Source organism: Streptomyces phyllanthi (assembly GCF_009377205.1).
Classification (GTDB): domain Bacteria; phylum Actinomycetota; class Actinomycetes; order Streptomycetales; family Streptomycetaceae; genus Streptomyces; species Streptomyces phyllanthi.
Genome location: NZ_VJZE01000309.1, coordinates 1 through 11,033, shown reverse-complemented (window position 1 = coordinate 11,033; position 11,033 = coordinate 1). Strand labels below are relative to the sequence as shown.

Sequence of the window (11,033 nt, the reverse complement as noted above, 5' to 3'; positions counted from 1 at the left end):
GGGTTGCTGATCATGTGTCAGGAGTCCTGCATGGGGGCGGGGGGACAAGTCACCCACCGCCACCCGCCCTTCGCGGGCGGCAACCCCCGCACCCCCCGTCGCGTGGCCTTGGCCACGACCGCATAACAAGGTGGACCGCAGGCTTTTTCTCGCGGGTCTACGCGCGTTACTCTGCGGCGAAGCCAGCGCCGAAGCTACAAGCCGTACCGTCCGGCGCTTGTACGACAGGAGCACCACACATGCGCCGGTTTTCCCGCCTCACGGTCGCAGGCGCAGCGACCGCCTCCCTCGCCCTCACCCTCTCCGCCTGCGGCGGCACCTCGACCGAGGCCGCCTCCTCGGGTTCGGAGTCGAGAGGCGACAAGGGCCTCGCCATCGCGTACGACGTCGGCGGCAAGGGCGACCAGTCCTTCAACGACGCCGCGTACGCGGGCCTGGAGCGGGCGGAGCAGGAGTTCGGCTACGAGACCGCCGACGTCGAGCCCACCGAGGGCGAGACGGACGCGGACAAGACCCAGCGCCTGGTCTCGCTGGCCAAGCAGGGCCACAACCCGGTGATCGGCGTCGGCTACGCGTACGCGACCGCCGTCAAGGAGGCCGCGGCGACCTACCCGGACACCACCTTCGGCATCGTCGACGACTCCACCATCGACGCGGACAACGTCGCGGACCTGGTCTTCTCCGAGGAGCAGGCCTCGTACCTCGCGGGCGTGGCCGCGGCGAAGAGCACCAAGTCGGACGTCGTCGGCTTCGTCGGCGGTGTGGACATCCCGCTCATCCACAAGTTCGAGGCGGGTTTCAGGCAGGGCGTCGAGGACACCGACCCCAAGGTGAAAGTCCTGTCGCAGTACCTGACGCAGACCGCCGAGGAGGGCGGCTTCTCCAGCCCCGACAAGGGCAGGACGGCCGCCGAGAGCCAGATCGAGAAGAAGGCCGACGTCGTCTACCAGGCGGCCGGTCTGTCGGGCCAGGGCGTGATCGAGGCCGCCGCCGCCAACAAGGTGTGGGCGATCGGTGTCGACTCCGACCAGTACCGGCAGGAAGCCCTCGGCAAGTACAGGGATCACATCCTGACCTCGGCGACGAAGGACGTCGCGAAGGCGGTGTACAACCTCGCGAAGTCGGTCGAGGACGGGAAGCCGGAGAGCGGTATCGTACGGGGCGATCTGAAGACCGGTGAGGTCGGCCTGGCGGACTCCAACCCCAAGTTCAAGGCCGACACCGAGCTCCAGGAAGCCATCGAAACGGCCAAGGAGAAGATCATCAGCGGCGGGATCAAGGTCAGGACCAGCTGACACAGCAGGACCTCGAGCAGCCAGTAACCGCGGGGTTACATCCGCGCAGCGGGGTACGGGAGCCTTTCGCCCTGTACCCCGTTGTCGACGGTGCGTCACCCCTTTTGTTGCCATAGGGGTGCTACACGCGTAGACGACCCCCTTCTTGCAGGAGAGTGCGCCATCAACGCGTCCAGCAGCCCTCCGGCCGGCGCGGCGGTCAACGGTCAGGTGACCGCCGTCGAACTCGCCGGGATCACCAAGCGATTCCCGGGCGTCGTGGCCAACCACGACATCCACCTCAGTGTCCGCAAGGGCACCGTGCACGCCCTCGTCGGCGAGAACGGCGCCGGCAAGTCGACGCTGATGAAGATCCTCTACGGCATGCAGAAGCCGGACGAGGGCACGATCGCGATCGACGGCGAGCAGGTCTCGTTCTCGTCGCCCGCCGACGCCATCGCCCGCGGTATCGGCATGGTCCACCAGCACTTCATGCTCGCCGACAACCTCACGGTCCTCGAGAACGTGGTGCTGGGCAGCGAGAAGCTGCACGGCATCGGTGGCAAGGCCCGCCGCAGGATCAAGGAGATCTCCGACCGGTACGGCCTCGGGGTGCGCCCCGACCTCCTGGTCGAGGAGCTCGGTGTCGCCGCCCGCCAGCGCGTGGAGATCCTCAAGGTCCTCTACCGCGGGGCCCGCACCCTGATCCTGGACGAGCCCACCGCGGTGCTCGTGCCGCAGGAGGTGGACGCGCTCTTCGCCAACCTGCGCGAGCTGAAGTCCGAGGGCCTGTCCGTCATCTTCATCTCCCACAAGCTGGGCGAGGTCCTGTCGGTCGCCGACGAGATCACGGTCATCCGGCGCGGTACGACGGTCGGCACGGCCGTCCCCGCCGAGACGACCTCGCGCCAGCTCGCCGAGCTGATGGTGGGCAGCGAGCTGCCGACCCCGGAGACCTCCGAGTCCACGGTCACCGACCGCCCGGTCCTCACCGTCAGGGACCTGCGCCTGGAGGCGCCCGGCGGCAAGGCCCTGCTCGACGACATCACCTTCACCATCCACGCGGGCGAGGTCCTGGGTCTCGCGGGTGTCGAGGGCAACGGCCAGACCGAGCTGGTCGACGCGCTCATCGGCCTCAAGCACGCCGACTCCGGCACGATCGCGCTGGGCGAGGAGGAGGTCACCTCCTGGGCCACCCGCAAGCGCCGCGAGCAGGGCGTCGGCTACATCCCCGAGGACCGGCACCGGCACGGCCTGCTCCTGGAGGCCCCCCTCTGGGAGAACCGCATCCTCGGCCATGTCACGGAGAAGCCCAACGCCAAGGGCTTCTGGCTGGACCCGAAGGCCGCCCAGGAGGACACGCGGCGGATCGTCGAGGAGTACGACGTCCGCACGCCCGGCATCGACGTCACCGCCGCCTCGCTCTCCGGCGGCAACCAGCAGAAGCTGATCGTCGGCCGTGAGATGAGCCACAAGCCACGCTTCCTCATAGCCGCCCACCCCACCCGCGGTGTGGACGTCGGCGCGCAGGCCCAGATCTGGGACCAGATCCGCGAGGCCCGCCGCGAGGGCCTGGCAGTCCTGCTGATCTCCGCCGACCTGGACGAGCTGATCGGCCTGTCCGACACGCTCCGGGTGATCTACAACGGCAAGCTGGTCGCCGACGCCGACCCGGCCACGATCACTCCGGAGGAACTCGGCTCGGCGATGACGGGCGCCGCGACGGGCCACCTCGAACACGAGGAGCCTCCGGCGGACGGCCTGGCGAAAACCTCGGCGGACGGCGCCGCGAAGCCCTCGGCGGACGGCGCCGCGGCGCCCTCGGAGAGCGGTCCGGAGAAGGCCTCGGCGGGTGGTCCGGTGGAGACTTCGGCGGATGGCCTGGCGAAGGCCTCGGCGGAGTCCCCGGCAGGTGGTCCGGCGAAGCCCTCGTCGGACGGCTCGGCGGACGATCCCGCGGGGGCCTCGGCAGGTGGCTCTGCGGAGCCTCCGGCGGACGGCCCTGCGAAGACCTCGGTGGACGGCTCGGTAGAAACCCCAGAGGGCGTTTCGGCGAAGGCCTCGGCGGAGTCCCCGGCAGGTGGTCCGGCGAAGCCCTCGTCGGACGGCTCGGTGGATGACCCCGTCGGGGCCTCGGCAGGTGGCTCTGCGGAGCCTCCGGCGGACGGCCCTGCGAAGACCTCGGCGGACGGCTCGGCAGAAACCCCGGAGGGCGTTTCGGCGAAGCCCTCGGGGAAGACCTCGGCGGAGCCCCCGGCAGGCGGTCCGGCGGAGCCGTCGGCAGACAGTCCGGCCGAGCCCCACGCCGAAAGCCCCGTCGAAAGCCCCGCAGAGACCACCGTCCAGGACCCGGCGGGAACCCCATCCGAAGGTCCGGCGAAGACGCAGGCAGACGCCCCGGAAGACGAGGCCCGCTGATGAAGAAGTTCGACAAGGAGCGCGTGCTCCTCGCGGTGGCCGGGCCGGTCATCGCGCTCGCCGTGGCCTTCGCCCTGACGTCGGTCGTGCTGATCGCCTCGGGCAAGAACCCGGTCGAGCCGTACACCCTGATGTTCGAGCAGGCCTCGTTCTCCGACATCCAGGTCCTGATCATCAACCAGGCCTCGATGTACTACATCGCGGCCCTCGCGGTGGCCGTCGGCTTCCGGATGAACCTCTTCAACATCGGCGTGGACGGGCAGTACCAGCTCGCCGCCATGGCCGCCGCCATCGTCGGCGCCCACATGGACCTGCCGGCGGTGCTCCAGATCCCGCTGCTGCTCCTGACCGCCGTACTCACCGGCGCCTTCTGGTCCGGAATCGCCGGTGTCCTCAAGGTCACCCGCGGCGTCAGCGAGGTCGTCGCGACGATCATGCTCAACGCGATCGCGACCTCCGTCATCGGCTACCTGTGGCTGCCCAGCGTCTTCGGCGTGAAGGTCGGCAACAACAACACCACCGGCGAGATGGCCGAGTCCGGCTGGGTGCCCGGCATCGACATGGGCAAGGCCGGCGAGATCTACGGCCTGGTGATCCTCGCCGTCCTGCTCGGCGTCGGCTACTGGGTCGTCCTCAACCGCACCCGCTTCGGCTTCGACCTGCGCGCCTCGGGCGCCTCCGAGTCCGCCGCCGCGGCCAGCGGTGTCGACCCCAAGCGCATGGTCCTCACCGCCATGCTGATCTCCGGCGGCATGGCCGGCCTCGCGGGCCTGCCGATCCTGCTCGGCGACACCCACACCTACAGCCTCAACTTCCCCACCGGCATCGGCTTCCTCGGCATCGGCATCGCCCTGCTCGGCCGGAACAACCCGACCGGCATCGCCTTCGCGGCCCTGCTGTGGGCCTGGCTCGACAAGGCCTCGCCCGAGCTGGACTTCCACGACTACGACAAGGAGATCGCGGTCATCATGCAGGGCCTGATCGTGCTCGCGGTCGTCGTCTCGTACGAGGCCGTACGCGAGTGGGGCCTGCGCCGCCAGCAGCGCCGCGTCGGCGCGGAGCTCGCCGCGGGCATCGTCCTCGGCGCCACCGACAACACCGCCCAGAAGGCCCAGAAGGAGGTGGCTGGCCGATGACCACCGCGACCGCTGTCAACCAGCCCACGCTGCAGCCCGCCGCCCCGGCCGGCCGCAAGCTGTCGCTGCCCGTCCTGCTGCTCGTCATCGCGGGTGGCCTGGCGCTCACCTCGATCGTCCGCATCATCACCGGCGCCGACGGCATCACCAACGTCAGCCAGATGTCCACCGCGCTGGAGCTGGCCGTCCCGATCGGCCTGGCCGGTCTCGGCGGTCTGTGGGCCGAGCGGGCGGGCGTCGTCAACATCGGCCTCGAGGGCATGATGATCCTCGGCACCTGGTTCGGCGCCTGGGCCGGCTACCAGTGGGGCCCGTGGACCGGCGTACTCGTCGGCATCATCGGCGGCGCGATCGGCGGCCTCGTCCACGCGTTCGTCACCGTCACCTTCAACGTCAACCACATCGTCTCCGGTGTGGCCATCAACATCCTGGCCCTCGGCGCCACCCGCTACCTGGCCCCGCTCGCCTTCGAGAACGCCCCCGGCGGCACCGCCAAGCAGTCCCCGCCGGTGGAGTCCCTCGGCGACTTCACGGTGCCGGGCCTCTCGACCGCGCTTCAAGATCTCAACCACCAGGGCTGGTTCCTGGTCTCCGACATCGCGGGCCTGCTCGGCGGTCTGGTCACCAACGTCTCCTGGCTGACCCTGATCGCCATCGCGCTGATCCCCGGCTCCTGGTGGGTCCTGTGGCGCACCGCCTTCGGTCTGCGCCTGCGGTCCTGCGGCGAGAACCCGGTCGCCGCCGAGTCCCTCGGCGTCAACGTCTACAAGTACAAGTACCTGGCCGTGATCATCTCCGGCGGTCTGGCCGGCCTCGGCGGTGTCTTCCTCTCCATCGTGGCCAACCCCTTCTACCTGGAGGGCCAGACCAGCGGCCGCGGCTACATCGGTCTCGCCGCGATGATCTTCGGCAACTGGATGCCGGGCGGACTCGCCATCGGCGCCGGTCTGTTCGGCTACACCGACAGCCTCAACCTGCGCGGCGGCGCCGAGAACGTCCACGCGCTGCTGCTGCTCGGCTCCATCCTGCTGGTCATCGGCGCCATCTGGCTGGCGGTCCGGAAGAAGTACCTCCAGGCCGGGATCACCCTGGTCATCGGCGCCCTGGTGTTCGCCTGGTACGCCGCCACCGACGAGGTCCCGAACCAGGTCGTCGCCGCCACGCCGTACGTCATCACACTGCTCGTCCTGGCACTCTCCGCGCAGCGGCTGCGGATGCCCAGGGCGGACGGTCTGCCGTACCGGAAGGGGCAGGGCAAGTGACCTCGCCCGCCGTCGTCGACTGGGACGAGCTGCGTACGGTGGCACGGGGCGCCATGTCCCGCGCCTACGCCCCGTACTCCGGCTACCCGGTCGGCGTCGCCGCCCTGGTCGACGACGGGCGGATCGTCTCGGGCTGCAACGTCGAGAACGCCAGCTACGGGCTCGGTCTGTGTGCCGAGTGCGGGCTGGTCTCGGAGCTGCAGAACACCGGGGGCGGCCGGCTCACGCACTTCACGTGCGTGGACGGGCGGGGCGAGATCCTGGTGCCGTGCGGCCGCTGCCGTCAGCTGCTGTACGAGTTCGGGGGCCCCGAACTGCTGCTGGAGACCCCGGCGGGGATCCTGCCGCTGTCGGAGATGCTGCCGCAGGCGTTCGGCCCGGACCATCTCACCAAGTAACTCCCGCGCGGCCCCTCCTGACGACCGGTCGGAGGGGCCGCTCACTTTCGACAACCCTCGGAAGTCACGTTCGGCACCTCGGAAGGAAAGCCATGGCCATGGACGTCATCTCCGTCATCCGCACCAAGCGGGACCGCGGTGAACTCGGCGACGAGCAGATCGACTGGGTCATCGACGCGTACACCCGCGGAGAGGTCGCCGACGAGCAGATGTCCTCGCTCGCGATGGCCATCCTGCTCAACGGTATGAACCGCCGTGAGATCGCCCGCTGGACAGCCGCGATGATCGCCTCCGGCGAGCGCATGGACTTCTCCTCCCTGTCCCGCCCGACCGCCGACAAGCACTCCACGGGCGGAGTCGGCGACAAGATCACGCTCCCGCTGGCGCCGCTGGTGGCGGCCTGCGGTGCGGCGGTCCCGCAGCTGTCGGGCCGGGGCCTCGGCCACACCGGCGGCACCCTGGACAAGCTGGAGTCGATCCCGGGCTGGCGGGCCCTGCTCTCGAATGAGGAGATGCTGTCCGTACTGGACGGTGTGGGCGCCGTCATCTGCGCGGCGGGCGACGGCCTCGCCCCGGCCGACAAGAAGCTGTACGCGCTGCGGGACGTCACGGGCACGGTCGAGGCGATCCCCCTGATCGCCTCCTCGATCATGTCGAAGAAGATCGCCGAGGGCACCGGCTCCCTCGTCCTGGACGTGAAGGTCGGCACGGGTGCTTTCATGAAGACGATCGAGGACGCCCGTGAACTGGCCTCCACGATGGTGGGACTGGGCACGGACCACGGCGTACGTACGGTGGCCCTGCTCACGGACATGTCCACCCCCCTCGGCCTGACGGCGGGTAACGCGCTGGAGGTCAGGGAGTCGGTGGAGGTCCTGGCGGGCGGCGGCCCCGCCGACGTCGTCGAACTGACCCTCGCCCTGGCCCGCGAGATGCTCGACGCCGCCGGGCTGAAGGACGCCGACCCGGAGAAGGCCCTGGCCACCGGCGTGGCGATGGACGTCTGGCGCCGCATGATCGCGGCCCAGGGCGGCGACCCGGACGCCCCCCTTCCCACCTCGCGCGAACAGCACGTCGTCAAGGCCCCCGCCTCCGGCGTCCTGACCCGCCTGGACGCGTACGACATCGGCATCGCCGCCTGGCGCCTGGGCGCGGGACGCGCCCGCAAGGAGGACCCGGTCCAGGCCGCGGCGGGCGTCGAACTCCACGCCAAGCCGGGCGATCCGGTGACCGAGGGCCAGCCTCTCCTCACCCTCCACACGGACACCCCGGAGCGGTTCGCGTACGCGCTGGAGGCGGTGGAGGGCTCGTACGACATCGGGGCGGCCGGAACGGAGTTCGCGGCGTCGCCGGTGGTGCTGGAACGCATCGTCTGAGCTGGGGTTTTCGCTGAGGGTGCCTCGTTGGGGTGAACGGGATCAGTGGTCCGGCACCGGTCCCGTTCGGCATGTTGACTGGCTCCATGAAGGTGATCGACGGCGACTACGTCAAGGCCGACGACGAGTGGGACGAACTCGTCCGGGTCTGGGAGCAGACGGACGTCCCCAAAGGGTGCAAGGTGGAGATCATCGAGGGGCTCATCACCGTGACCCCTCGCTCCCCCAACGCGCACCACTACATTGCCGGGCGCATCCAGCGGCGCCTCTACGAGGTGATCCGGGAGCACTGGGGCATCTATCAGCGGCTGGGAGCGGCTGTGCCCTCCCGGCTCGGGCTCTACGTGCCGGACCTCCTTGTGGTGCCGGAGGAGGAGCTGAGCGGGGACGACTGCTTCATCCCCGCGGGCGAGGCAGAACTCGTCATGGAGATCACCTCGAAGGCCACCGCGGCCAACGACCGGACCCACAAGGCCGCGGGCTATGCCGCTGCGGGCATCCCGCTCTACCTCCTCATTGACAGCCTGACTCCGGACGGCCCGACGATCACGCTGTACGGCGAACCGAAGGGGGACCACTACCGCCCCCTCGGCACCGCCAAGTTCGGCGAGGCCCTCAAGCTCCCCGCTCCCTTCGACCTCGTCATCGACACCAGCGAGTTCCCCGGCGACTGACGCACGTCACCCCAGCAGGGCGGCGATCACCACCAGCACCGGCACGGACAGCACCGTCGACAGCAGGATGGACTCCCGGGCCAGTACCTCGCCCACGCGGTACCGGCTCGCGTACGTGAAAAGGTTCTGCGCGGCGGGGAGCGCCGAGGTGACGACGACGTCGAGCAGGGGCGCCCCGCGCAGCCCGAACACACCGCTCGCCAGCGCCCAGGCCACCGCCGGCTGGCCCACCGACTTCAGGGCGACCGACAGCAGCACCGGGTGCCGTTCGGCACCCCGGCCCGGCAGGGTGCTGCCGCACAGGGAGATACCGAAGGCGAGCAGTACCGCGGGCACCGACATGTTCCCGATCAGCGTCAACGGATCCATGACCGGGCCCGGCACCGTCACACCGGCCGCCGAGACCGCGACCCCGGCCAGTGAGCCCACCGCGATCGGATTGCGCAACGGTGTGATCAGCGCCTGCCACAGCGGACGCTTCTCGCCCGGCCCCGACAGGTCCAGGACGGTGAGCGCGACCGGCGTCAGTGCGATCAGCTGGAACAACAGCACCGGCGCCACGAGCGAGGCGTCGCCCAGCACGTACACGGCGATCGGGATGCCGAGGTTGCCGGAGTTGACGTAACTGGAGCACAGCGCGCCGATCGTCGTCCGGCCCACGCCCCAGCGCCGTACGACACCGACCGCGACGAAGACCCCCGCCGCAGCGGCCGTGCTCAGCGCCGTGACCAGCAGACGGCTGGAGAAGACCACCGACAGGTCGGCCCCGGCGAGCGTCGTGAACAGCAGGGCCGGCGAGGCGACATGGAACGCGAGCCTGGTCAGCACCTCCCGTCCGTTCTCACCGAGATACCCGCGTCGTCCGATGATCCAGCCGACGCCGATGACGACGGCGATCACCGCGAACCCGGTCAGCACCCCGCGCACGAAACCCTCTGGGCGGTGCGGAGGCAGTCGGCGGTCACGGCTGGTGCTGATACATGGGGCATACACCCAACCCTCCGGGGAAGGCGGGGCAGGGTCAATGTGATCCTTGTCGGGCCGCGCGGACCGGCGGTGGTGCGGCCCGCGATGAGTTACGGCCCTCAGGACGGTCTACCGAACGTGGATGCCACGACACCCGCCGTACTCGTGCTGCCAGGACCCGTCACCAGAGACCAGGTGCCCCGGCTCTGCGCCGACCTGTGCGCGCGGCTGGAGAGCAGTGGGGCGGGCGTCGTGGTGTGCGACGTCGCCGGGATCGGCCCGCCCGGGCTGGCCACGGTCGACCTGCTCGCCCGGCTTCAGCTCGCCGCGCTGCGGGCCGGGGGCCGCATCCGGCTGCGGGGCCCCGATCCGGCGCTGCGCGCGCTACTGGGCCTGGTCGGCCTCGCCCTCGAGGTGGAGGGGCAGTCCGAAGAGCGGGAACCAGCGGGCGGTGTCGAGAAAGCAGTGGAACCCGGCGATCCGGCCGTCTGATATCTCCAGGACCTGGATCGCCCACGGGGTGAAGCCGCCCTTTTCCTGGTCCGGCTTGTACTGGGCGAAACCCGGCAGGCCGTTCACGGCGACCGGCACCAGGTGGGAGCCCGCGCAGGCCGAGCCCAGCGTCGTCATGAAGCCCGTGATGTCGTCCGTGCCGCGCAGCCACAGGTCGAAAGGCGGCATCGTCATGACCGCGTCCTCGTGCAGCAGAGCGGTCAGCGCGGCCATGTCATACCCCTCGAAGGCGGCCACATAGCGCTCCAGGAGCTTCTGCTGCTCCTCGTCGAGAGGGTCGGAGACGGCTGCCTCCGTGTCCTGTCCGTTGCTCTCCGCGAGCGTCGCCCGGGCCCTCTGGAGCGCGCTGTTGACCGACGCGACCGAGGTGCCGAGCAGCTCGGCGACCTCGCTGGCCTTCCAGGCCAGGACCTCGCGCAGGATGAGCACGGCGCGCTGCTTGGCGGGCAGCTTCTGCAGGGCCGCCATGAAGGCCAGCCGGACGGACTCCTTCGCGACGGCCGCCTCCGCCGGGTCGCCGGTCGTCGGCAGCACACGGGCGTCCGGCACCGGCTCCAGCCAGGTGTTGTCCGGGCGCGGGGAGAGCGCGGCCTGGGCCAGGGGAGTGGAGTCGCTCAGATCCACGGGACGGGCCCGCTTGTTGCCCGCCGTCAGCATGTCCAGGCACACGTTCGTCGCGATGCGGTAGAGCCAGGAGCGGAGTGAGGAGCGGCCCTCGAACTTCTCGAAGCTCCGCCAGGCCCGCACCATGGTGTCCTGCACCGCGTCCTCGGCCTCGAAGGACGAGCCGAGCATCCGGTAGCAGTAACCGGTCAGCTCGACCCGGTGCTTCTCCAGACTGACGTCCAGGTCTGTCGTCGTCGCCGTACCGTTGCTCATCGCCCACCCACCCCTGTGGCCGTCCACCTGTCGCGCCTCGTTGCGCCCAGTACTTCGGAAGCTACCGCAGCCCACTGACAACGGCCCCCCGAGCGGGTGAAGGCGCACGTCAGGGGAGCGGAGGGGCTGGGTACTCC

9 protein-coding genes and 1 pseudogene are annotated in these 11,033 nt (G+C 70.1%); 8 read left to right on the top strand and 2 right to left on the bottom strand.

The genetic code is table 11. From position 1 onward, the window contains the following. Positions 1-239 precede the first annotated feature (239 nt). From FNH04_RS31710 to FNH04_RS31680, 7 genes and pseudogenes are all read left to right on the top strand, one after another. Positions 240-1,295 (top strand): BMP family lipoprotein, encoded by a 1,056-nt coding sequence (locus FNH04_RS31710; protein ID WP_152789241.1) that lies wholly within the window; start codon positions 240-242, stop codon positions 1,293-1,295. 210 nt (positions 1,296-1,505) lie between these two features. After that, positions 1,506-3,056: pseudogene (locus FNH04_RS31705) on the top strand (ABC transporter ATP-binding protein); the annotation flags it as partial. Between the two features lie 635 nt (positions 3,057-3,691). Continuing rightward, positions 3,692-4,828 (top strand): ABC transporter permease, encoded by a 1,137-nt coding sequence (locus FNH04_RS31700; RefSeq protein ID WP_152789239.1) that lies wholly within the window; start codon positions 3,692-3,694, stop codon positions 4,826-4,828. Beyond that, positions 4,825-6,090, top strand: a complete 1,266-nt coding sequence (locus FNH04_RS31695) for an ABC transporter permease (protein ID WP_152789237.1) — start codon at positions 4,825-4,827, stop codon at positions 6,088-6,090. The genes FNH04_RS31700 and FNH04_RS31695 overlap by 4 nt, the downstream gene beginning before the upstream one ends. Next, complete coding sequence (locus FNH04_RS31690; protein ID WP_322724399.1) at positions 6,087-6,488, top strand: cytidine deaminase; 402 nt, start codon at positions 6,087-6,089, stop codon at positions 6,486-6,488. Before FNH04_RS31695 ends, FNH04_RS31690 begins: the two co-directional genes overlap by 4 nt. A 92-nt stretch (positions 6,489-6,580) precedes the next feature. Then, positions 6,581-7,864 (top strand): thymidine phosphorylase, encoded by a 1,284-nt coding sequence (locus FNH04_RS31685; RefSeq protein ID WP_152789235.1) that lies wholly within the window; start codon positions 6,581-6,583, stop codon positions 7,862-7,864. A gap of 86 nt (positions 7,865-7,950) precedes the next feature. Further along, positions 7,951-8,538: a Uma2 family endonuclease gene (locus FNH04_RS31680; RefSeq protein WP_228031725.1), complete on the top strand. Its 588-nt coding sequence runs from the start codon at positions 7,951-7,953 to the stop codon at positions 8,536-8,538. 6 nt (positions 8,539-8,544) lie between these two features. On the opposite strand, the gene FNH04_RS31675 is transcribed toward FNH04_RS31680, so the two are convergent. Further along, entirely contained in the window at positions 8,545-9,465 is a 921-nt protein-coding gene (locus tag FNH04_RS31675) for an AEC family transporter (RefSeq protein ID WP_322724396.1), read from the bottom strand. A gap of 144 nt (positions 9,466-9,609) precedes the next feature. On the opposite strand from FNH04_RS31675, the gene FNH04_RS31670 reads away from it, so the two are divergent. Next, on the top strand, positions 9,610-9,996 hold the full coding sequence (locus FNH04_RS31670) for an STAS domain-containing protein (RefSeq protein WP_152789231.1): 387 nt from the start codon (positions 9,610-9,612) through the stop codon (positions 9,994-9,996). On the opposite strand, the gene FNH04_RS31665 is transcribed toward FNH04_RS31670, so the two are convergent. Beyond that, positions 9,889-10,896: a sigma-70 family RNA polymerase sigma factor gene (locus tag FNH04_RS31665; RefSeq protein WP_152789229.1), complete on the bottom strand. Its 1,008-nt coding sequence runs from the start codon at positions 10,894-10,896 to the stop codon at positions 9,889-9,891. The two genes, FNH04_RS31670 and FNH04_RS31665, sit on opposite strands and share 108 nt — an antisense overlap. Between the last annotated feature and the right edge of the window lie 137 nt (positions 10,897-11,033).

Bases quoted from the DNA above. Each gene is read 5' to 3' on its own strand.
- FNH04_RS31670 (WP_152789231.1), top strand. From the start codon at position 9,610: ATGAGTTACGGCCCTCAGGACGGTCTACCGAACGTGGATGCCACGACA.
- FNH04_RS31665 (WP_152789229.1), bottom strand. From the start codon at position 10,896: ATGAGCAACGGTACGGCGACGACGACAGACCTGGACGTCAGTCTGGAG.
- FNH04_RS31710 (WP_152789241.1), top strand. From the start codon at position 240: ATGCGCCGGTTTTCCCGCCTCACGGTCGCAGGCGCAGCGACCGCCTCC.
- FNH04_RS31700 (WP_152789239.1), top strand. From the start codon at position 3,692: ATGAAGAAGTTCGACAAGGAGCGCGTGCTCCTCGCGGTGGCCGGGCCG.
- FNH04_RS31685 (WP_152789235.1), top strand. From the start codon at position 6,581: ATGGCCATGGACGTCATCTCCGTCATCCGCACCAAGCGGGACCGCGGT.
- FNH04_RS31680 (WP_228031725.1), top strand. From the start codon at position 7,951: ATGAAGGTGATCGACGGCGACTACGTCAAGGCCGACGACGAGTGGGAC.
- FNH04_RS31695 (WP_152789237.1), top strand. From the start codon at position 4,825: ATGACCACCGCGACCGCTGTCAACCAGCCCACGCTGCAGCCCGCCGCC.